The organism is Acinetobacter sp. TAC-1 (assembly GCF_029025845.1).
Lineage (GTDB): Bacteria > Pseudomonadota > Gammaproteobacteria > Pseudomonadales > Moraxellaceae > Acinetobacter > Acinetobacter guillouiae.
The window spans coordinates 1,092,966-1,115,530 of sequence record NZ_CP118892.1; the positions used below are offsets into that span (position 1 = coordinate 1,092,966).

Here is a 22,565-nt window from a genome sequence, read left to right on the forward strand (position 1 = left end):
AAGTTAAACAATGAGGGTGGTTGAGATAAGGCATTACCATTGCCAAGCGCCCTGAGCAACTGCGTCATGAGCATGTAAACTTTCCGCATGAATCACTTTAAAGTTAAAGCCTAGAATGCTGGGATGATGGATAAATGTGGCATACAAGCGTCTTAATGCATCTTCACAAAACATCAGGTTTTGACCATTCGCAACAGCAAAGGCTTGTTCATCGATACGTTTTACTGCTGTTTGTACGGGTGTCATCAAGGCTTGTTCAGCCTGATTAATAAATAAAATCAGTGGGATATACTGAATGTTTTGATCTAATTTGAAATTTAACTGAGCAAAACTTCTTTGGCTGTGAGGTGTTGCTGCAATTGCATCTGTGCTATTTAGCCAACTGAGGATTTCTTGTGGGTCTAACTGAATCTCATGATTTTCCAATGCGGATGCAAATCTTTGTTGAATGATGTTTCTGGCAAGTGCTGCGGAACAAGGACAAGTAGATGAATAGGGAATTTCGACTTTTAATTCAGCATAAAAATCATCTTTTAAAAGCTGGCAGGACAACACAAAAGGATAGCTTTTCCAGCCAGACAATTGGCTGACTAAGGCAGGGCGCTCGATATAAAGCTCACTATGAATTTCGATTTTGGCATGTGCTGATAAATCTTTATGGCTGGCTAAGAAATCCAATAAAGCGTCTTTAATATCAAGTAGCGCTAAATTTTTGATCGTGCTCAATTTCAAAAGTCGGGTATACAAGCGCGACATATGAATACCTTTGGCAAACACATCATCCAAACTGACATAAGCATTTACTTGGCTTTGGCAAAGACTATTTTCGAGATAAAGCGGAAGCGCGATTTTTTCCATACCGACCCAATCGAGTGGGTAGTAATAGTTTCTTGTGAGTGAGGATTCAGCCGAAACATCTGGAAGAACAAGATTCATAGGGGGAATAGCTTAAGTTGAAATACATATTGTTATGTTATAACATAACAATATTAATCAACACTACTCATCTGAGTTAAATTTACGCTATGAGATCATTGCAAATTGAGATGAACAAAAAATATTTGATCGGATTCATACTCTGCCTTTCTGCATGTAGTCAAAACAACTCAAATACAATTCATGCTATGCGTACAGTTCAGCAAGCGTCACCACAAGTGCCATTAAAGGTAGACTTTCCTCAGCAGCAAGGTATTTTAAAACAAGAAAAAAATCTGCCGCCTGCTTATTTAAAATGGCTTAGTGAACCGGAAAATGCTGAAAAAGTTCAGGCTTATCAGCGCTTTTTAAAGCAACAAGGTATTTCTGCTTATATTCCTACTTTTGAATTTTTACAGACAGCCAGAGATTGGCAACAATGTGATGCATCTGAATTTGAAGTTCCGCCACAAGAGCTGTGGGGCAATATTGTGCCAACATTAAAAATTTTAAATCGTCTTGTGGATGAAAAAATTTTAACCCAGTTTAGCGTGACTTCTGTCTATCGAAATTTCAAGCTTAATCAGTGTGCAAAAGGCGCTGCTTCATCCAAACATATTTTTAATGCCGCATTAGATTTTCGTATTGGTGATGAAAATCCGGACTTAAACCAACAGCTGATGATTCAAGAGCGCAAAGCAAAATTATGTCAATTTTGGCTGGATTCTGGTGAGGAACTTCACATGGGCTTAGGCGTCTATGCATCAGGACAGATTCATATTGATAGTGCAGGTTTTCGTACTTGGGGGGCAGACCATCGCTATAGCTCATCACCATGTATCAATAACGCTTTAATTGGCAACAATAAAAAAGTGAGTGAATCGCCATGAAGTCAAATTTCATCCGTGACATCAGACAACTTTTAATACGAGAAATTCAAGCGACACATATGTATCCGCTATTAAACAATCTAAATCCTGATGTTTTTCAATCCTCAGCTTAGATTTATAGCAACTTGATAAACGCTGTAATCATCACCGAATGATTAAAACCGAATCATCAAATTGCAGTGTTGAAAATGTATGTGCAAGCACAGCTAAAATTTAACTCTAAAGCGATCTGTTTGGAGTTATTCAGTCAGTATTTTCATGTCGATCTCGATATGAAAACACAAAAATATAAAGTGAGAATGCCAATGAATACTCTTTTAGCCACTCCGCAAAAACTTCCCGTCACCGTGCTTTCTGGATTCCTAGGGGCTGGAAAAACCACCTTACTCAATCATATCTTAAACAATCGTGAAGGCCGAAAAATTGCAGTGATTGTGAATGATATGTCGGAGGTCAATATTGATGCTGCTTTAGTTCGAGAGGGCGGTGCTGAGCTTTCAAGAACAGATGAAAAGTTAGTTGAAATGAGTAATGGTTGTATCTGCTGTACCTTAAGAGAAGACCTACTGGTTGAAGTACGTCGTTTAGCACAGGATCAGCGTTTTGATCAATTGGTGATTGAATCTACAGGGATCTCTGAACCACTCCCTGTTGCAGAAACGTTTACCTTTGAAGATGAAAATGGGATTTCTCTCAATGAGTTTGCCCGCCTAGATACAATGGTGACCGTGGTCGATGCTTATAACTTTTTAAAAGATTATAGTTCGCTGGATAGCTTACAAGCGCGCGGTGAATCATTAGGTGAACAAGATGAGCGAAATGTTGTTGATCTACTGATTGATCAAATTGAGTTTTGTGACGTGATTCTATTGAATAAAACAGATTTGATTGATCAAGACGAGCAGGAAAAATTATTTGGCATTTTGCAGTCTTTAAACCCAAGAGCAAAAATTGAAGTTTCTGCGTTTGGCAAGGTGAATCTTGATCGGGTGTTAAATACCCAGCTATTTGATTTTAACGAAGCGGCACAAGCTCCGGGTTGGTTAAAGGAATTAAGAGGTGAGCATACGTCTGAAACAGAGCAATATGGAATCAATAATTTTGTTTATCGAGCGCGCAGACCTTTTCACCCAAAACGGTTTTTTGATTTTATCAACTCCGAATGGAAAGGCGTAATCCGTTCCAAAGGCTTTTTTTGGTTAGCCTCAAATCCCGAGTTTGCTGGATCTTGGTCTCAAGCAGGGGCGATGGCACGCCATGGTGTTGCTGGATATTGGTGGGCAGCAGTGCCAGACGAACATTGGCCTACGGATCAACAAAGTCGAGATGCAATTCAACAAAGCTGGGATGCTCAAACAGGTGATGCACAACAAGAAATCGTGTTGATTGGGATGCAGATGGATCAATCTGAACTTATTCGTCAATTTGATGATTGTTTATTAAACGATGATGAAATGGCGTTAGGCGCAGAAAAATGGCAAGAGTTTGAAAATCCTTTTAGTGGGTGGACTGATTCTATCATTAGCCATTAATTCATTATGATCCATTCAATTCAGCCAAAGCATTGCCGAGAATACTTGCAAGCATGAGCGTTTTTAATTATACGCTCATGCTTGGCTTTATATTTTATTAAAATTTCGCTCTTAAGGTGAAAGTCACATTACGTGGTTCCCCCCAATAAACACCATTATAGAAACCTACATTTAAATAGTATTTTTCATCAAATAAGTTATTGATATTCACACTTGCAGTCAGTTCATCACTTAACTTATAACTGGCAAAAGCATTGGCCAATACATAGGCCTTTTGTGTGACTACACCATCGTTATAGGCATTTGCAGGAGCTCGCCCCCATTTTTGTGAGATTTCACTTTGCCAATTCAATCCACCACCGAAAGTTAGTTTTTCTGAACCTGTCCAGAGGTTCGCTGGAAGGGTATAACTACTAAATAACTTTAACTGATTTTGTGGAGTAATTGTTAAAGCATTAGAAATTGCAGAACTCACGCTATTTACATAGGTATAGCCGAAGCTAAGATTCCAATTTTCCTGTAACTTTCCAATGGCTTCTAACTCAATACCATTGACTTTAAGTCCTTTGCCTGATGACATATAAGCGGTTTCCATACCATTGACTTTGGGAATAGTGCCGTTTTGTACGTCATCGGGATATTCTGCATCTACAACGGCAAGATCTTTGACACTTGACCAAAATAAAGCAGCACTGGTCAATAACTTACCATCTAATAGATCTGCTTTAATTCCTAGCTCAGTGGTGCTTCCCATTTCAGGATCTAAATAGTCACCGTAACGATCTTGTTTGGATGAAGGGTTAAACACATTGGTATAGCTGGTATAAGCGGTATAGGTATCATTGATGTCATACAAAATTCCTGCATAAGGAATCAGTTGGTCAAAACTACGTGGTTTTGTAGGGAGAGTATTGCGATTCCACTCATCGACTTTATAATCATATGAGCTATAACGTGCACCTAAAATAAGTTTAAGTGGATCTGCCAAATTTAACCGCAAAGTCGAATATAAACCATATAGTTCAGTTGTTGTTTTCTTTCCAGCCCCATTCTTTTCATAAGTGGGCTTTGGAATATTACCTGTCCAATTATGATAATCTGGTATGACTGCTGGATAATTAATACTTGGAGTCACATCTAATTCAGTACTTTCACCTTTAAAACCACTATAGCCAATAATTAAATCATGTTGGCGATTTAACAATTGAAATGGCCCTGTTGCATAAAGATCTAAATTGAGTTTTTTATTTTCAGCATAAGGGCTGACCATACTCCATAGACTTAAGCCTTTACCTGTGTTTGGGTCTGGAAAGCCACTACCACCATAAGCCACGATCCAACTATTATCCGAGGAACTGTGGGCAATCGCTGCTTTAACCAGCCAGTCATTGGTAAAAGTATGTTCAATATCGGCAAAAACGGTTTTATCGGTATTAGCAATTGAACTCCAGTCCGCAGATAAACTAAAGTTTCGCGAAAAATTTGCTTTGCTTCCATCAGCATTGAAATATGGCACTGTACCCCACGTTGAGCCTTTAGGATCGTTGTCTTGATATTGAAATCCGACTGAGGCTGTTGTTGTTGGGGTTAAATCTGCACTGATAATCCCCATTGCGGCTGTGGACTTGAGCTTATAACGATCCATATAGGATTCTTTATCGGTATACGCTGCCATGAATCGACTTCGAACACTGCCATCTTGAGTTAGTGGAATGGATACATCTGCTTCAACACGGGTATTGTCCCATGAGCCATAAGTTGAGCTGACATTGCCCTTAAACTCTTTTTCAGGACGCTTACGTACCATATTGATGGTTGCAGAAGGGCTGCCTGTTGAACCAGTTAAGCCAGAAGCACCTTTGATCACTTCAACTCGGTCAAAGAAAAAACTATCAAAGCGGGGAGCATTGTCTCCTACAGGCATACCATCAATTTGCCTATTGGTAATTTGAAAACCACGGGAATAGTAGTTAGAACGTTCACTGTCATTTTTAGTCGCGGTAACGCCTGGTGTTGCGGCAAGAACATCATCCAGAATGGTCAGCCCGCGTTGTTCAATTTGTTCACGGGTGACGACGCTTACAGATTGTGGTGTTTCTTTTAAAGATAATTTTAATTTTGATGAGCTTCTTGAAGATTTTGCTTTAAAACTTCCGCTTCCCTCAGTTTTTTCATCCTGAGCATCTGCTTTAACTGTAATGGTTGGGAGTACTGAAGTATTCGCTTCATTACTTTTTTGCTCTTGTGCAAAAGCACTATGGGAAATAGCACTGCAAATAAGAATTGATTTTATTGCAATGTTTAATGCCGTTTGTTTACGTAGATTGTCCATAAGAATAGGAATTAGTAAATAAGAATCGTTATTATTATCAATAAGAATACAAAAAGATACAAATAGAACATAATTTTTAAACTTTTTATTGGTGATATAAATACAAGATATAGTTGGTTTTTTAATTTAAATATGTGATTTTTAAGTGTAAGTTATGAAGTGGTGGGTGTCATTTTTGAGTGTAGATTTACACTAATAAATTGCGAAATAATAAGCTTATATCTTTTTCCATTGTCGGTTTTCTTCTGAAAAATTAACCAGAAAAGAAATACCTGATTCATCACCAACAAGATATGAGGATGGATTCACCATCAGTACCTTTAATAAAGTCCCAGTTTCAATAGTAATTGGTTCTAAATTATCTTTATTTAAGGTAACGGGTTGGAGTAATTCAATGATTTCCACTTTGATACTAACCTATTGTTTGAACATAAAATTCTATAAATAATTATTACATAGCGCGATGAGCTTTGCTGAGATACAGCGTTAAAAAACGCAACATTGATGGGGCTTTATGTAGCCTAAACATTTTTAAAGTTTCACTGTTGTATAAGGCTAAGTTTTCTCTCAGCGGAAAACTTAGCTTAGACAGTTTTAAATTTTATAAAGTAATCGTTGCACCAAGCGCTTTAACAAATTGGGCTAACCAAGCAGGATGTGCTGGCCATGCAGGTGCTGTTACCAGGTGTCCATCTGTGACTGCTTCAGTGACTGCAATATCTGCATATTGCCCACCTGCAAGTTTAACTTCTGCGGCACATGCAGGATAAGCGGAACATAAGCGTCCTTTTAATACATCGGCTGCGGCAAGCAGTTGCGCACCATGGCAAACAGCGGCAATTGGTTTTTTAATCGCATCAAATTCACGAACAATTTCAATTATTCGGTCATTCATACGTAAATATTCAGGTGCACGGCCACCCGGAATCACTAATCCAACGTAGTTTTCGCTGTTGACTTGGTTAAAGTCATAGTTAATTGCAAAGTTGTGACCACGCTTTTCGCTATAGGTTTGCTCACCTTCAAAATCATGAATCGCCGTTGCAATTGTATCGCCAGCTTTTTTATCAGGGCAGACTGCATGAACACTATAGCCCAATCCAGTGAGGAACTGAAAAGGAACCATGGTTTCATAATCTTCAACATAATCACCCACTAACATTAGAATTTGTTTAGACATTTTTACACCTTTTGTTTAAATTTTATGATTTATTTCATGTAAAATAGCATGCTCTAGTTGCAGTTTTAAGTTGAATTTATACGGCTTTAGTCTTAATTTAACAGACTTAACTGTAATAAAAATTGTATTCAGTGATGAATGAGAAAAATATGAAAAAGTATCTATTGGGTTTAGTGATTGCGGCGGCTACCATGAGCAGCCATGCTGCGGTAGAAGAAACAGTGTATAGAGGAATGGGCGAGGCATCTGCACAGTTTCCAAGCTTTAAAAAGATGCAAAAGCAGGGGCTCATCAATAAAAAACCGGATATTTCAAGAAATGACTATAATGATGTATATAAATTAAAAAAACCGCTTCAATTTATGGGGCAAACGGTTGCACTGCTATCAGACGAATATATGACACAGTATGCTGGATGTTGTGTCAGCGAGGGCTGGGGAGCGGTTTTAGCTAAAAAGAGTGATATGAAACTCTTGACTCAATTTGTCAAAACCAACCAGTGTTCATTAAGCAAAGTAGAAGCAGATGCCAGTAATTATTATGGTTTTAAACTAAAAGCATTACCAACAGCAGAATATTATGAGCTTTCTTGCCGTGAACGTGATTTAGAAAATCAGTAGTAAAATAGATAAATTAAGCTCTATAGAGCAGTCGCGATTTAAATCTCTTATGCATTATAAATTTTCTCCCTCTTTGCTTTGTGTGATACATGGCTTAGAGGGAGGGAGATGTCTTGACTGAATTTTTATGAATGAACCTGCGTAGGTGGTCTTGATCAATATCTACAGAATTAAAGCACCTGTACCAGCACCAATCACCATTAACCAAACTGGATGAACATTCTTAAACAGACTTAGACAAATGGTGATGGCGACGATTGCGATCAGTAAAATATTTTGAGCAGAGGCTTGGGCAATAATCCAAGCACTGACTAAAACCAAACCGACTGTAATAGGTTTTAACGCCTTTTCAAATTTCGCCCGAAGTGGATGACTTTTAAAATTATTCCAAAATTTAAGTGCATAAATGGTGATGATTGAAGACGGACCAAACTTTGCAAAAGACGTCACGATCAATCCCATAGGCCCTGCGACATGCCATCCCACCAAGGGAACAATCATCATGTTTGGACCTGGTGCAGCTTGTGCCATTGCAAACATAGAGCTGAATTGCTCAGCAGTCATCCATTGGTGAATCACAACCACCTGATGTTGCATTTCAGGTAAGATGGCATTCCCGCCACCAAAGGCCAATAAAGACAGTTGAGTAAACACTAAAGTCAGTGCGATGAGAACATACATCTTATTTTACTCCTGAGTCACTTTAGTTTGATTAAATGCTAAAACTGCCATATTCACGGTAATTAAAATCAACAGCGTCAGTGCCAAGGGCAATTTAATCAACAGCATAAAAATAATGGTCAAGATAATGGTGAAATAGGTCAGCTTACTTTTCATAATTGGTTTTAACATCTTAAAACCTGTCGAAAACAGTAGACCCGCAGCAGCGGCAGCTAAACCTTGAATCATGTGTTGCACCATTGGGATATCTTGAAAGCTGCTATATAGCTGGTACAACGAGATAACAATAATGGTCGGGGCCAGCATAAGACCAAATACCGCACTAATCGCACCTTTTACTCCAGCAAAGTCATAACCAATCGCCACTGCCATATTTACAATATTTCCACCGGGTAAGATTTGGCAGACACCCAACAAGTCGGTAAATTTTTCAGATGTTAACCATTTCTGATCTTCTACAATTAAACGATGTGCGAGAGGGAGTACCCCACCAAATCCCATGAGGCCAAGTTTCATAAAGCCTAAAAATAATGCTTTGCAATTCGGTGTGGTCATGGATTGTTCCATTGGGATTGCTTCAGTATTCATTTAGACCTCTTCAATTTGCTGTGATGTACTTGGCTTGAATGTGATTATCTGCTTGTTGAGTCATAAAGAAAAATGCTATTTTTGCTGTTATTCATACCTAAAAAGTATGCTTTAAACGTGAATTAGCACGATAAAAATGAAAAGATCGATATTGAGGCGAAAAGATGATTGATATTCATAAGCTTAATGCGTTTGTGGCTGTGGTTGAGGAAAGTAATATTTCTCGGGCAGCGGTACGTCTGAATATGCAGCAACCGCCTTTAACACGAATTATCAAAAACTTAGAAGATGAATTAGACACAGATTTATTGAAGCGTTTACCGCGTGGCGTAGAAGCAACTGAAGCGGGTAAGGCCTTATACCAAGAGGCACTTACCATACTTGCGCATGCACAAGCTATTCCCAAACGTGTGCAAAATATTTCTAAAGGTTTGGAAGGGCAAATCAATATTGGTTTTACCAACTCAGTCGGCTTACATTCCTTTTTGCCTGCTTTACTGCGTAATTTTCGTGAAGTATTTTCAGCGGTGTCTATTCATTTGGAAGAAGATGGCAGTAGCTCATTGATTGATTCGATTATCAATGAAAAGAACGATATCGTTTTTTTGCGTAAGCCTGCGCCGATTGGTTTGGGACTCACCAGTTTGCATGTACTTGATGAGCCTTTAATTGTGGCACTGCCCAATAATCACCCCTTAGCTGAACATCCAGATGCCATCCAATTACTTGATTTAGAGCCTTATGATTTTGTACTGTATCGCCGTTTAGCAGGACAAGACTTGTTTGATAATATTTTGGCCAGCTGTTATCAGGCTGGATTTAGTCCAAAGATTGTTCAAGAAGCCCCACGTTTAACGTCGAGTTTAAATTTGATTGCAGCAGGGATTGGTTTGTCGATTGTTCCAGAGGCCATTCGAGATTTTTGGAACAAGCAAATTATTTACAAAGCGCTTAAAGCGGATACGCCGTGTATTGCACCAATTTATGCAGTCTATAAGCAGGATGCAGAAAATATCCGTTTAAAACATATTTTAAATTTGCTCGTTTAATTTATAGGTTGACTTGCTAAAGCTCCAACTAAATAAGTGGATTTATATATTTTGAATGTTTGAGCTATTTTGGAATAATTTATGCTTTGAAACTCTATCTTTAAAACAAAATCAGTGAATCATTGCATTTTTGCTACACATAAAGTCTGAGCTCAAGATTACTATTATTGTTTTAAATTCAAACCTTAGAAATAGAATTGAGGATATCGCTTTGAAACTTGGATTTGTAAAAAGTGTTTTAGCATCTGCAATCATGTTGTCATCTGCACCAGTATGGGCTGAAACAACAGGGCAAATCACTCAAACCACTTCAGCTATTGTGAAAGATCAAAAAAAATCGGGGATTGATCATCAATATTTTGATCAAAATGTAAAAGGAAATGATGATTTTTATCAACATGTAAATGGAGGATGGCTGAAAAATACCGAAATTCCTGCGGATAAATCACGTTGGGGAACTTTTGATATTTTGCATGAAGAATCATTAAAACAATTGCATGATATTGTCGATGAGCTTTCAAAACAGCAATTGGTGGAAGGAAGTTCAGAGCAAAAAGTGGCAAGTCTATATGCCAATTTTATGGATGAAAAAAGTATTGAAGCATTGGGTATTCAGCCGATTCAAGCGGAAATTACCAATGTTGATGCATTGAAAAGTAAAAAAGATATTGCGCAATTGGCCGCACATTTTTCACGTATTGGTGTAACCAGCCCTTTTGATGTGGGTATTGACCAAGACATGAAAAACTCAACTGAAATGGTGGCAATGCTTGGGCAAAGTGGTTTAGGGTTACCTGATCGTGATTATTATTTAAAAAATGATGCCAAATTTAAGAAAATCCGTTCGCAATATTTAAAGTATATTGAAAAAACTTTAAGCCTAGCTGGAGACAAGCAAGCCGCCCAGCATGCGCAAGGGATTTTAAAATTAGAAACGCAAATCGCCAAGATACAATGGAGTAATGTTCAAAACCGTGATGTAACAAAACTCTATAATATTTATAAAACGCAAGACTTAGCCAAACTTAGTCCAAAAATTGATTGGCAAACTTATCTAGAAAAACAAGAATTGTCCGATAAGATTAAAACCATACAAGTCATTCAACCAAGTTACTTCAAAGGGTTAAGCCCAATTGTTGACAATACCTCACTAGAGGTTTGGAAAGCTTATTTTAAATTTCATTTAGTCAGTGATTTTTCATCATTGCTTAGTCAAGCTTTCGTAGACAATAGCTTTGATTTTTATAGCAAACAGCTCAGAGAAATTAAGGAGCAGAAACCACGTTGGAAGCGTGGTGTGCAATTGGTTGAGGGAACTTTAGGTGAAAGTTTGGGCCAGATTTATGTGAAAAAGTATTTTTCTGCTGAGAAAAAACAACGCATGGAAGTCTTGGTGCAAAACTTAATGAAAGCTTATTCTCAAAGCATAGACAAACTGGATTGGATGAGCCCAACCACGAAAGTTCAGGCGCAGAAAAAGTTAGCAAGTTTTGCGGTGAAAATTGGCTATCCAAACAAATGGCGTGATTATTCAGCTTTAGAAATCAAAAATAATGACTTGATTGGTAATGTGATCCGTTCACGTGAATTTGAACATCAATATGCCTTGAATAAATTGGGCAAGCCTGTTGATCGTGATGAATGGGGCATGACACCGCAAACCATCAATGCTTATTACAATGCTTCATTAAATGAAATTGTCTTTCCAGCAGCCATTTTACAACCTCCATTCTTTGATATGGATGCCGATGATGCAGTGAACTATGGTGCGATTGGGGCAATTATCGGACATGAGATCAGTCATGGCTTTGATGACCAAGGCAGTCAGTTTGATGAATTGGGCAATATGAAAAATTGGTGGACGGCAGAAGACCATCGAAAATTTAAAGAAAAAACCAATACATTGGTTGCTCAATATAACGCTTATGAGCCAATCAAAGGTTATCATGTCAATGGTGAGTTAACCTTAGGTGAAAATATTGCTGATAACTCTGGATTGGCGATTGCTTATAAAGCTTATCAACTGTCTTTAAATGGCAAGGCTGCGCCAGTGTTGGATAATTTAACAGGTGAACAACGCTTTTATATTGGTTGGGCACAAGCATGGCGTTCTAAAATTACTGATGCAATGCAAGTTGAATTCTTAAAAAGAGATCCGCATTCACCTGATAAGGTTCGTGGCAATGCCACCTTGCTAAATCAAGCGCCATTTTATGATGCTTTTCACATTCAGCAGGGCGATAAAATGTATTTACCTGCCAATAAACGCGTGACCATTTGGTAATAATCTGACCTAAAAGCCTGCCAAGCCGTATCAAGATTTGGCAGGCTTTTTTATATTTTTTTCACATGTTGTATAAAAAATGGCATTGGAATAGATGTCTAGATAGAGCTTTTTAAGTTTTAACTTAATTGATTATCTCTAATCATTTTTTATGTGATTTTCTTATCACTTTATTTCGATAAATAGTCAATAAATTCAATGTAATAAGTTTGTTGTTTTGGGCATTTTAAGATATTTTTATGCATAAATATAATTGAGAAATGTCCGGTGAATTTAAAAACATTCTTATTGTTGGGTGGGGTCGCTTTTGTATTGCAGGGTTGTACAACCATAAATACATCAACATCAGATGCTTTTAAACAATATGCTTCTGCTCAAGAGCTCATTGATAAGCACAATATTAATGAAAATAATAGTGCATCTAAAGAATATGTTTATGATTGGGGATCAAAACAAAGCGATCAGCAGGTGCAGTCTTTAACACCGAAAAGTTACTTAAGCCGTTATTGTAGCGCCAAAGGTGGTCATTTTTCTCAAGTGCAAAAAAGCACAATGAGTTCGGTTAAGGATATTTGGGCAAAAAAATTATTAAATACTTATAGCAGTGTTAAACAGGGGATCGGTGCATACCAATGTACTGAAAGTAATGGTCAGCAATGGTATGTATCCATCGAACCTTTATCTGAACGTAAACTCGACCAAACTGGAACCCGAGTTGTAAATTTGCAAACGAAAGTTTTATCTTTGGATGAGCTTAATAAATTCTATAACAACAAAAGCAATATGGCGGCAGTTGCCCAAGAAAAGAAATCTAAAAATAGTCATTCAAAAAGCAGTGATGTAAAAAGCACTGATATAAAAACAAACAATTCAAAAAATGCTGCTATCAACAGCGTAGCAAAAACTGCCCCTGTTAAAGTCATGGAAGAAAAAAAGCCAGTCGCCGCAGTTGCAGAGGAAGTGAAAGAAAAGCTTCAGCCTGAAAAAACAATAACGACACCGCAGTCACAACAGATGCAATTATATATTTCTGCGCGTAAAGAGTTAGGACGTGGACAAAATCAGATCAATGCCTGTAACAATGCTGAACGTGCTTATAATTATGGGCGCTTGCATGGAACAAGTGGAATTAATGTCTATGCTGAATCAGGTGTATTGGTAGCAAGATGTTTAACCAATGTGCCAAGTTATAGTCAGCGCTTTTCTAATCCGCAAGATCGAGCCAAACGAATTTTGCAGAATTTGGCGGGTAATCAAAATCATGCAGTTGCTAAACATATGCTAAAGCAGATTAAGTAATGGAATAAGGTGTTTCACCTCAACGAAGTGAAACACCCGAATAAATGAAAAGCGTTATTCATCATTCAACGAACATTCAAAACTACTCGGATTTTCTTTACAACGAACTTTTTTGAGGAAATTCATCATTTGTGGATCATAATTACCTGATTTAGTCAGTGCAATACGAGATTCACGCATCATTTTGATATAGTTCAGTTGTTCATTGGCAGGGATATTCATCCAATATTTTGCAGGAATTTCTTTTTCATATTTGGCTACGATGCTAAATGTTCTACCCAATTGGCTTGCGACCCAAGTTCGAGATTTTTGTCCAAAGCCTTGAGGGAATTTGTCTTTGCGAATAATAAAATTGGCCGAAATTTGAGTCAGTGGGAATTTTACGATGCCGCCTTTTTCTCCTAAGCCCTTATAGAGCTCAAAGGGTTTAAATGCAACAACCGGTGCAGGAAGGATATCAATTTCATGATTGTTAAATTTAGCGCCTGCACTGGTGACATCAACAGAAACAGCTTGTGCACCCACTTGTTGAACCAATTTTGGTTGCGCTTCGTCATAACGGAACACTCCAATTTTTTTACCAGCAGCTTTGGCTAATGTGTTGATATTTTTGTCATTTACAAATAGATATGCTGGTCCAATTGTACCTAATCCTGCAATTTCATAAGGGCCATTGATCATCTTTTCCGCTGCTCGGGGTAAAGATAATAATTTATAGGCTGAAATGGCTGTTTTCATATCCGTTAATGCACCGATCGCATCTAAGGAGCCAATATATTTATTAAATTGGCGACCACGTAAACCACTGATAATGGCACCATCACATTTACCCACTTTTAAGTCTTCTGCAGCGAGCCTTTCGTCAGTAACGGCTCTTAAATCTATATCAGCACCCCAATTTTTTGCTTCAAGTGCATAATCTTTAGCTAGGGCATATGCATCACCTGCTTTACCAACCGGATCAAAAACACATACAACTTGCTTTGCAAAAGCAGGCATCGAAAGTGCGAATAAAGTAGTTATTGTGAGAGTTTGAACCATTTTCATATATATTTCCCTATAAACAGTTATGGCATATCTTATTAAAACGTATGTGCTATTGATGAACTAATGACCATGAGGATTGTTTTTTATGTCAGAAAATCCAACAAATGTAGGTTTTTTGGGTGTGGATTATCTATTGAGATTTGAGATGCTTTCTATTTTTAAATACAACATAAATATTGAATCCAGTTTAGTACAGCAAATAAGCCACTATTTTATAGCAAATTTATCTAGTCAAAAATTCGAGCAATTAAGTGAAATATTGCTTTAACTATATTGAGAATAGATCGAATAATTAGTTGACCAATTATTTCTGCAATAAATTCTTTGAGAAAATTCCATATTTTTTTAAGAATATAGGCGACCCATTGAATTAAAGCTATGATCTTTCTACAAATGAAATTGAATATTGCCATGAAAGGATTGCGTTTATTCGACTGCCACCATTTTTGTAGTTTTGTCAGGTTAAGGCGAAGTACGTTTTCGTAGAAAATAAGCGCATAGAGCCAAATACAGAATAAAATACCTAAGCAGGAAAGCGTAATTTGTAGAATTGTCATTGAACGTTGTTTTTAATTTTGAATATAAAGTTTGGACCTATTCTAAACTGTATTTTTAATTATGTTAAGGCGCGATGATTTCACTCTTTTAGGTGAGGATTGTCATCTGCCTCTATCGGATGATTATGGAAAGTTCAGTTTTTCCATTTATCTAGTATTTGATTTTATCTTGTTGTAATGAGAAGTAATTCAAGTTACAGAGTCATAACAGGCGAATAGGTAGCGCTTGTGATACAAAGGATTTAATTTCGAATTGGACTTTGTTTATGTCACGCCAAATTTTCTCCTCAATGCATTCTAAATTTTCCCATATGGGTCGTTCTGTATTTATGGCGACGGCATTAATGGGAACAGCACAATTTGCTGTCGCAGGGCCAACTGTTGATCAACTTAGCGATTGTTTGGTAAAAGCAACTACAGCAACAGATAAAACTACAGTATTGCAGTGGACCTTTGCTGCACTATCTACGCACCCCGATCTAAAAGCATTGAGTAATGTCAGTGATGCGCAAAGAACACAACTCGATCAAAAGTTTGCTCAGGTTTTACAACGGGTGATTGTAGAGCAGTGTGCCGCACAGACCAAAGCAGTGATTGCAGCTGAAGGTGTGCAAGCAGTAGGTGACAGTTTCCAAGAGTTAGGTCGTACGACAGGTGAAGATATTATTAAAAACCCTGAAGTGAAAAAACAGTTACAGGGTGTATTGCGATATGTCGACTTAAATAAATTGGTGATGACTTTTTTAACCCCTGATATTTGGAATAAGTTGGGTGTGATTCGTCCATAAATCACTTTACCTTTACGGAGCAAGACTTCTTCTCTGTTTAAAGGAGTGGGAATCTTCATGATTCAATTGAAGTCATTATAGAAATCTCAAAGCAGCTCCTCCTCTTACTATTGAAAGGGTTTGGGGAGTGGAATGAATGCATCAAGAAAGCTTGTTTAAAGTGGCATTGTTAAAATTAGATTGAGTTTTGGTCTGTAAAAAATTGGTGATTGAGGGTATTTAAAAGATCGGGTTTTTTCAGTGATTGCATGTTATCTTGATGATTTGATTCAAAGAAAGCTTTAGGTCAATTTAATGAATTTTGAAAAACTCTTTTTATATAAACAATGGTCAGATCAGCGCTTATTTAAAGCCGTAGATCAAATTGATCAAGTGCAATATTTAGAAGATTATAATTTTGCCAAGCAACAATTCAATCATATGATCATTGTCGAAGAGTTATTTAGATCTCGGCTAGAAAACAAAAAAGCGTTGCACACCCAAACCAATACAGAATTTTTACCCTCCTTAGATGAACTCAAGGATCGAATTGATAAATCACATTTATGGTTTATTGAATTTGTACAAAATATTGAATCGAATCAACTTGCTGAAATTATTCATTTTCAATTTATAGATAAAAAAACGGGCAGTCTTTCAATAGAAGAGATCCTCTTTCATATCATCAATCATGGAACATACCATAGAGGCAATATCGCGCATGCTTTACATCATGCTCAGGTGGTTCATCCTGCTGATACATATACGGTCTTTATTCATCAGTATGAACCTGAGCGTAGAGTGGGATAAATCATTATCATGATATATGTAAGATGTTGAATTAAAAAATTTAAGTGAATAGATAAATAAACATGGACAAGAAAGCAGTCAAAATTTTACTTAAAACTATTAAAAGCTCGCAGGATCAAAATTTAGAGCGCTGGTTTTATTGGGATACATACATGCAATTCATTACTGAAGATGAGTTTGAATATGCAAAAAGCCATTCCGTTATGTTTGAACAAGAAAAAATAAGTCACAATGAAATCTGTCGAAGAATAAAAACAGCAGTTAATCAAATTGAAAAGCAATCTGTGGTGGATGCATTTATTTACAGTCTAAGTACAAGACGATTGGAGTATCGATCTTTTTTATCAAGTTACTGTATTGGTAAAAGTTTGATTGAACATGACTTTGTTTCCAGTCCAGAACCAAACTCAAATATATGTGCAGTTTGTGGGCTATATACGTATGAGTTTGAAAGACTCATTGAGTTTAATACACTCAATTTCTTTAAATACAAACATGGAAGCTGTACAGACAATTTGATTTCTGTTTTATTTGATTTGGAACAATTTCTTAAATTTCCTGTCGTTGAACCAAGCGATGAAGATTACAACATTCTCAATGAACTCAAAACGATAATAGAAACAGCTCAACCCAATGACAGAATAGTTCAACTTAAAAAAAGTATTTCTAAAGCACTCAAGTCCAATGACGATGAGCGTTTGGGGCTTTTAGAGATTTTTGGAGTGATTGGTATTTTGCATGATGATAAGCATTTTGGCTATGCAGATAAATATGTGACTTATCCAGAAAGGGTACATCGCCCAATTAGAAATGATGATGTGAACTATCCAACACGATGGTGGCAAGGCCAGTTTGGCGTTGATCGTGAGAAATGGGATTATTGGTTTAATAATAAATGATCAGTATCGCTCCTCATCTCGTAAACGGAGGGAGAACATTCATTGTTGGATGAATAGCATGATTAAGATCATATGAAGCTCCCTCTGGGAGAGGGTTGGGGTGAGAGAACCTTCTCACAAAAAATGACATCGAAAAGAAATAATCTATTTGGATATCTGGGAGAGATTTTAAAAACTCAGGGTATATATTTTATGAACTATAAGATTGCTATTGAATAGTATCATTCTGCCCATACATATACGGTCTTTATTCATCAGTATGAACCTGAGCGTAGAGCGCTTTGATAGTTTAAAAATAACAGATGATTTTTGTTTTCTGATATTAGAAATAAGTTAGGTATTGTGAAATCAATCGTTGTCTAATTTGGTTAAAATTTAATTGTTAAAAATTAACCAATACGTATAATTAATTAAATGATACGTATGAGGTGAAATCTTATGCAAGCGAAATTGACCTTGTCTATAAATAAAAAAGTGATTGAACGGGCGAAACTTTATGCTCAGGAACATGAGCAGAGTGTTTCGAGTTTGGTTGAAGCTTATTTAGATCGTATTTCAGCACACACTGAAATTTCGAGTGATGTTCAAGCGCCTATTACTGGAAGTTTGACGGGGATGTTTGCCATTCAAGACCAAGGGCAAGATTATAAGGCATTGCTTTCTGAAGCTCGTATGGAAAAACATAAATGACCGAGCGAATATTTATTGATTCTGATGTAATTTTGGATGTGGCTTTAGCCCGCCAGCCTTTTGTTGAGGCAAGTCAAACTGTTGTAGCACTGTGTGAGAAAGGGCATTTTACAGGGTGTATTTCTTCGAACAGTGTTGCCAATATTTATTATATTTTGCGTAAGTTGGGCTGTGATGAGAAAGCGCGTCTTTTTATTCAACAACTTTTAAAATTCTTGGTGATTATCCCTGTTGATCATGTTGGGATTTCTCAAGCGCTGGTGTCTAAGTTTTCTGATTTTGAAGATGCAATTCAATATTTTTCTGCGTTGAGTTTTGGTTGTAGCAAAATCGTGACGAGAAATATTCAGGATTATAAATTTGCTGAAATAAGTGTTGTTTTACCGAGTGCTTTTATCGGCTGAGGGTATTTTGCCAGATAAAAAAATGAGAAAAATAATAGATTTAAATGTATGCCAAATTTTAAAAACTCAACATATAAATCCTTTAAACAAAGAAAACCCGCTCTAAAACGGATTTTCTTTTAAAATAAAATCAGCTTAACCAATCAATATTTTTTTAATGCTTTGGCTTAAAGTAAGGTTGGCTTAATTTAATGAGCAGGCTTTACCCTGATACTCATAGCGATTTAGCTCATAACTTTTACCATCCCAACGATACACCGCAAAACATAAACCTGGACCTCCATTTTCAATATCAGGCCAACCATCTTTGCCTGTGCTTTTTAGAAAGGTCGGTATACCCGCGTTTTCAAAAATAGTTTTCCATTTCCCATTTTTTTGTTGTGCAATAAGGTGGTATCCCACACCTGTATTGCCATAACACATACTGCTGTAGTCTGAAATAACAGCATCATTTAGACCATCTTTATTTAAATCCCGATATACAGTAATTTCACCTGTTTCGCATTTTCCTTCCCAACCATGCTTTGTTTTTGCAAAACCTGCTGCTTTAAAAATCAAGCTGGCTTCTTTTGACGGAACATTAACTTTCGTTTCTGCAAAAGTTGTAGTTGTGAAAAGGACAAGTGTTGAGAGAGTTAGAATAGATATTTTCATTTTGACCTTGAATTTTGCGCGGTAGATTAATGTTTTTAAAGTAATAACAGCAAAGATTTCTTTTGAAAGTGTAACTGTTTCTGGAAAATAAAAAAGTAATAGTGAAGATAAAATGCCTCTTTGCCTCTTTGCCTCTTTGACTCGTTATGCTTCTTATCTCGTAAAAAGTATGAGATTAATAATATGATTAAAATCAGATGACGCTCCCTCTCCCTCCGGGAGAGGGCTGGGGTGAGGGCGCTTTCCCAGATAAAAAATTTTGAAAGAAAATAATAGATTTGAATATAACCAAATTTTTAAAAAGCTAAACATACCAACGCTTTAAACAAAGAAAACCCGCTCTAATGCGGGTTTTCTTTTAAAATTAAATCAGCTTAACCAATCAATTTCTTCATCAATTCATTGACTTGAGCAGGGTTGGCTTTACCACGAGAGGCCTTCATTACTTGACCAACTAGACCGTTGAATGCTTTCTCTTTACCAGATTTATACTCTTCAACCATCTTCTCATTGGCAGCAAGCACTTCTTTGATGATGGCTTCAATGGCACCTGTATCAGTTTCCTGTTTCAAGCCTTTTTCAGCAATGATGTCATCTGCAGTTTTGCCTTCTTCCCACATAAAGCCAAACACTTGCTTAGCAATCTTACCGCTAATCGTGTTGTCAACAATACGTGCGATCATCCCGCCCAGTTGTTCTGCTGAAACAGGAGAGTCTTGAAGTTCAAGGCTGGCTTTATTTAAAGCACCTGAGAATTCACCCATCACCCAGTTTGCAGCCACTTTACCTTGAGCCGTGCCGCCAGAAGCCGTAACAACCGCTTCATAGAAATCAGCCAATTCACGAGATAGAGTCAGTACATGTGCATCATATTCAGTTACAGCAAAGTCAGCGATAAAACGCGCACGACGTGCTTTAGGTAACTCTGGAAGTGCAGCACGAGCAGCTTCAATTTGCTCATTTGCAATGATCACTGGAAGCAAGTCAGGGTCAGGGAAGTAACGGTAATCGTTGGCCTCTTCCTTAGAACGCATTGAACGTGTTTCCATTTTGTTCGGATCGAACAAACGGGTTTCTTGATCAATACGACCGCCATCTTCCAAGATGTCCATTTGACGTTGAATTTCAACATTGATGGCTTGTTCGATAAAACGGAATGAGTTGAGGTTTTTTAACTCACAACGGGTACCAAATGGTTGCCCCGGACGACGTAACGATACGTTACAGTCAGCACGGAATGAACCTTCAGCCATGTTACCGTCAGAAATCCCTAACCAACGCACCAAAGTGTGAATCGATTTGATATAAGCAACAGCTTCTTCAACTGAACGCATATCAGGTTCAGACACGATTTCAAGTAAAGGGGTGCCAGCGCGGTTTAAGTCGATGCCAGACATGCCTTCGAATTGATCGTGAATCGATTTACCTGCATCTTCTTCCAAATGCGCACGAGTCACGCCTATACGCTTCACTGTGCCATCTTCAAGCTGGATATCGATATGACCTAGCCCAACGATAGGATTGTCCATCTGGCTGATCTGGTAGCCTTTTGGCGAGTCTGGGTAAAAGTAGTTCTTACGCGCAAATACAGAGGCTTGGTCGATATAGGCATCAATCCCCAAACCAAAACGAATTGCAAGATCAACCACTTCTTGGTTTAGCACAGGAAGTACACCCGGCATTGCTAAATCAACAAGGCTGGCTTGAGTATTCGGGTCTTGACCAAATTCAGTTGATGAACCTGAAAAGATTTTAGACTGAGTTGCAAGTTGAGTGTGAATCTCAATACCAATAACGACTTCCCAACCGTCAATTAGCTTTGACACGGATGGTGCTAACTTTTGAGCTTCAGTCATTATGCATTCTCCTCAGCAATAGCCGCACGTTTAGTATGCCAATCTGTATTTTGTTGATATTGATGCACAATTGAAAGCAATTGTGATTCTGACCAATAGTTACCAATTAACTGTAAACCTACTGGGAGATTATTCGTATCAAAACCAACAGGTGCGTTAATGGCTGGTAAGCCCGCCAAGTTCACCGCAAGTGTATAGATATCGCCTAAATACATTTCGGTTGGACTCAAGTTCGCACCGATTTTGTATGCTGTCGTAGGTGCAGATGGTGCTGCAATCACATCGACATTCTCAAAAGCTTTTAAGAAATCTTGTTGGATTAAACGACGAACTTTTTGTGCTTTCACGTAGTAAGCATCGTAATAACCAGCAGAAAGCGCATAAGTTCCAATCAAGATACGACGTTGTACTTCTGCACCAAACGCTTCTGAACGAGAGCGTTTATAGAGATCTAAAATATCCGTTGGGTTTTCACAACGGTAGCCATAGCGAACACCGTCATAACGTGACAAGTTAGAAGACGCTTCCGCAGGCGCGATCAAATAATAAGTTGGTACATAGGCTTCAGTCATGTTGAGGTCAATCTCAACCAATATCGCGCCCATGTCTTGTAATTTTTTCAAAGATTCTTCAACACGTGCCTTAACTTCTGCATCGAGACCTTGAACATTGAAGTATTGTTTTGGAATACCAATACGTAAACCTTTCACTGCTGTTGCATTTAAGTTTGCAACATAGTCATCTACTTCTTTGTTGATTGACGTTGAATCTTTGAGATCATGTCCAGCAATGGTGTTCATCAAAAAAGCACAGTCTTCAGCAGAACGTGCCATTGGTCCACCTTGATCCAGTGATGATGCAAATGCAATCATCCCGAAACGAGAGACACGGCCATAGGTCGGTTTAAGACCGGTTAAGCCACAGAAAGAAGCAGGCTGGCGAATTGAACCACCTGTGTCGGTACCTGTTGCAAGCGGGGCAAGATCAGCTGCAACAACAGCCGCAGAACCACCAGAAGAGCCACCAGGAACATGTTCTAAGTTCCATGGGTTTTTAGTCGCGCCGTAGAATGAGCTCTCAGAGGTTGAACCCATTGCGAATTCATCCATGTTCACTTTACCTAAAGTCACTAGGCCAGCTGCTTTGGCTTTCGCCACCACAGTTGCATCATAAGGTGAAATGAAGTTGTCCAGCATTTTTGAACCCGCAGTGGTTTTAATCCCTTGGGTACAGAAAATATCTTTATGCGCCAGTGGAACACCAGTCAATATGCCAGCAGTTCCAGATTTTAGTAAGTTGTCAGCAGCATCAGCTTGAGCCAATGCTTGTTCGGGAGTGACCGTTACATACGATTTGACACGATCATCAATTTTCGCAATACGGTCCAAATAATGCTGAGTCAATTCACGAGATGAAAATTGGGCAGATTTTAAGCCTTCTGTCATTTCACGAATCGATAAACGGTGTAAATCAGTCATGAGTACAATTCTTTACGATTAATTTTTTAAAAT

The 22,565-nt window shown here is 37.8% G+C and carries 22 protein-coding genes; 12 read left to right on the forward strand and 10 right to left on the reverse strand.

Going from position 1 to position 22,565, the window contains the following annotated elements; genetic code table 11:
• Positions 1-33 precede the first annotated feature (33 nt).
• Positions 34-936 (reverse strand): GTP cyclohydrolase FolE2, encoded by a 903-nt coding sequence (gene folE2 / locus PYV58_RS05015; protein ID WP_034610718.1) that lies wholly within the window; start codon positions 934-936, stop codon positions 34-36.
• 110 nt (positions 937-1,046) lie between these two features.
• Here folE2 and PYV58_RS05020 point away from each other — a divergent pair, with 110 nt between their 5' ends.
• Both PYV58_RS05020 and zigA read left to right on the forward strand, forming a co-directional pair.
• Positions 1,047-1,805, forward strand: coding sequence for a D-Ala-D-Ala carboxypeptidase family metallohydrolase (locus PYV58_RS05020; protein WP_034610722.1), 759 nt, complete (start codon positions 1,047-1,049; stop codon positions 1,803-1,805).
• 305 nt (positions 1,806-2,110) lie between these two features.
• Positions 2,111-3,337: a zinc metallochaperone GTPase ZigA gene (zigA, locus tag PYV58_RS05025; protein ID WP_034610878.1), complete on the forward strand. Its 1,227-nt coding sequence runs from the start codon at positions 2,111-2,113 to the stop codon at positions 3,335-3,337.
• Between the two features lie 97 nt (positions 3,338-3,434).
• On the opposite strand, the gene PYV58_RS05030 is transcribed toward zigA, so the two are convergent.
• The 3 genes from PYV58_RS05030 to PYV58_RS05040 form a co-directional block, all read right to left on the reverse strand.
• On the reverse strand, positions 3,435-5,669 hold the full coding sequence (locus tag PYV58_RS05030) for a TonB-dependent siderophore receptor (RefSeq protein WP_275059714.1): 2,235 nt from the start codon (positions 5,667-5,669) through the stop codon (positions 3,435-3,437).
• A gap of 216 nt (positions 5,670-5,885) precedes the next feature.
• Positions 5,886-6,074, reverse strand: coding sequence for a hypothetical protein (locus PYV58_RS05035; protein ID WP_004823360.1), 189 nt, complete (start codon positions 6,072-6,074; stop codon positions 5,886-5,888).
• 196 nt (positions 6,075-6,270) lie between these two features.
• Entirely contained in the window at positions 6,271-6,849 is a 579-nt protein-coding gene (locus PYV58_RS05040) for a DJ-1/PfpI family protein (RefSeq protein WP_034610731.1), read from the reverse strand.
• A 149-nt stretch (positions 6,850-6,998) separates the two neighbouring features.
• On the opposite strand from PYV58_RS05040, the gene PYV58_RS05045 reads away from it, so the two are divergent.
• Positions 6,999-7,469 (forward strand): hypothetical protein, encoded by a 471-nt coding sequence (locus PYV58_RS05045; RefSeq protein WP_034610733.1) that lies wholly within the window; start codon positions 6,999-7,001, stop codon positions 7,467-7,469.
• Between the two features lie 162 nt (positions 7,470-7,631).
• On the opposite strand, the gene PYV58_RS05050 is transcribed toward PYV58_RS05045, so the two are convergent.
• Together PYV58_RS05050 and PYV58_RS05055 are read right to left on the reverse strand one after the other, a co-directional pair.
• Positions 7,632-8,150: a chromate transporter gene (locus PYV58_RS05050; protein ID WP_004823357.1), complete on the reverse strand. Its 519-nt coding sequence runs from the start codon at positions 8,148-8,150 to the stop codon at positions 7,632-7,634.
• A gap of 6 nt (positions 8,151-8,156) precedes the next feature.
• Entirely contained in the window at positions 8,157-8,738 is a 582-nt protein-coding gene (locus tag PYV58_RS05055; protein ID WP_034610738.1) for a chromate transporter, read from the reverse strand.
• A gap of 164 nt (positions 8,739-8,902) precedes the next feature.
• On the opposite strand from PYV58_RS05055, the gene PYV58_RS05060 reads away from it, so the two are divergent.
• From PYV58_RS05060 to PYV58_RS05070, 3 genes are all read left to right on the forward strand, one after another.
• Entirely contained in the window at positions 8,903-9,787 is an 885-nt protein-coding gene (locus tag PYV58_RS05060; RefSeq protein WP_004717443.1) for a LysR family transcriptional regulator, read from the forward strand.
• A gap of 211 nt (positions 9,788-9,998) precedes the next feature.
• Entirely contained in the window at positions 9,999-12,071 is a 2,073-nt protein-coding gene (locus tag PYV58_RS05065) for a M13 family metallopeptidase (protein ID WP_034610740.1), read from the forward strand.
• A 267-nt stretch (positions 12,072-12,338) separates the two neighbouring features.
• A complete protein-coding gene (locus tag PYV58_RS05070) occupies positions 12,339-13,370 on the forward strand; it encodes a hypothetical protein (protein WP_034610743.1) in 1,032 nt (343 codons plus the stop codon).
• 54 nt (positions 13,371-13,424) lie between these two features.
• On the opposite strand, the gene PYV58_RS05075 is transcribed toward PYV58_RS05070, so the two are convergent.
• A complete protein-coding gene (locus PYV58_RS05075; protein WP_034610746.1) occupies positions 13,425-14,417 on the reverse strand; it encodes a putative solute-binding protein in 993 nt (330 codons plus the stop codon).
• A gap of 85 nt (positions 14,418-14,502) precedes the next feature.
• Here PYV58_RS05075 and PYV58_RS05080 point away from each other — a divergent pair, with 85 nt between their 5' ends.
• The 6 genes from PYV58_RS05080 (at position 14,503) to PYV58_RS05105 (ending at position 18,544) form a co-directional block, all read left to right on the forward strand.
• Positions 14,503-14,685 carry a hypothetical protein gene (locus PYV58_RS05080; RefSeq protein WP_155768669.1) on the forward strand — a complete coding sequence of 61 codons (183 nt, stop codon included), beginning with the start codon at positions 14,503-14,505 and terminating at the stop codon, positions 14,683-14,685.
• Positions 14,686-15,240: 555 nt separating this feature from the next.
• Entirely contained in the window at positions 15,241-15,762 is a 522-nt protein-coding gene (locus tag PYV58_RS05085; RefSeq protein ID WP_004717436.1) for a hypothetical protein, read from the forward strand.
• A 294-nt stretch (positions 15,763-16,056) separates the two neighbouring features.
• Positions 16,057-16,551 (forward strand): DinB family protein, encoded by a 495-nt coding sequence (locus tag PYV58_RS05090; RefSeq protein ID WP_034610752.1) that lies wholly within the window; start codon positions 16,057-16,059, stop codon positions 16,549-16,551.
• 62 nt (positions 16,552-16,613) lie between these two features.
• Entirely contained in the window at positions 16,614-17,450 is an 837-nt protein-coding gene (locus PYV58_RS05095; protein WP_034610755.1) for a hypothetical protein, read from the forward strand.
• A 438-nt stretch (positions 17,451-17,888) separates the two neighbouring features.
• Positions 17,889-18,140, forward strand: a complete 252-nt coding sequence (locus tag PYV58_RS05100) for a DUF6364 family protein (RefSeq protein ID WP_034610758.1) — start codon at positions 17,889-17,891, stop codon at positions 18,138-18,140.
• The gene (locus tag PYV58_RS05105; RefSeq protein ID WP_034610761.1) at positions 18,137-18,544 is read left to right on the forward strand and encodes a PIN domain-containing protein; all 408 of its coding nucleotides are present in this window, start codon (positions 18,137-18,139) and stop codon (positions 18,542-18,544) included. The genes PYV58_RS05100 and PYV58_RS05105 overlap by 4 nt, the downstream gene beginning before the upstream one ends.
• A gap of 183 nt (positions 18,545-18,727) precedes the next feature.
• Here the strand turns inward: PYV58_RS05105 and PYV58_RS05110 are convergent, their stop codons facing one another.
• The 3 genes from PYV58_RS05110 to gatA form a co-directional block, all read right to left on the reverse strand.
• A complete protein-coding gene (locus PYV58_RS05110; protein ID WP_034610763.1) occupies positions 18,728-19,198 on the reverse strand; it encodes a hypothetical protein in 471 nt (156 codons plus the stop codon).
• Positions 19,199-19,572: 374 nt separating this feature from the next.
• A complete protein-coding gene (gene gatB / locus PYV58_RS05115) occupies positions 19,573-21,054 on the reverse strand; it encodes an Asp-tRNA(Asn)/Glu-tRNA(Gln) amidotransferase subunit GatB (RefSeq protein ID WP_034610766.1) in 1,482 nt (493 codons plus the stop codon).
• The gene (gene gatA / locus PYV58_RS05120) at positions 21,054-22,532 is read right to left on the reverse strand and encodes an Asp-tRNA(Asn)/Glu-tRNA(Gln) amidotransferase subunit GatA (RefSeq protein WP_034610768.1); all 1,479 of its coding nucleotides are present in this window, start codon (positions 22,530-22,532) and stop codon (positions 21,054-21,056) included. The genes gatB and gatA overlap by 1 nt, the downstream gene beginning before the upstream one ends.
• Positions 22,533-22,565 lie beyond the last annotated feature (33 nt).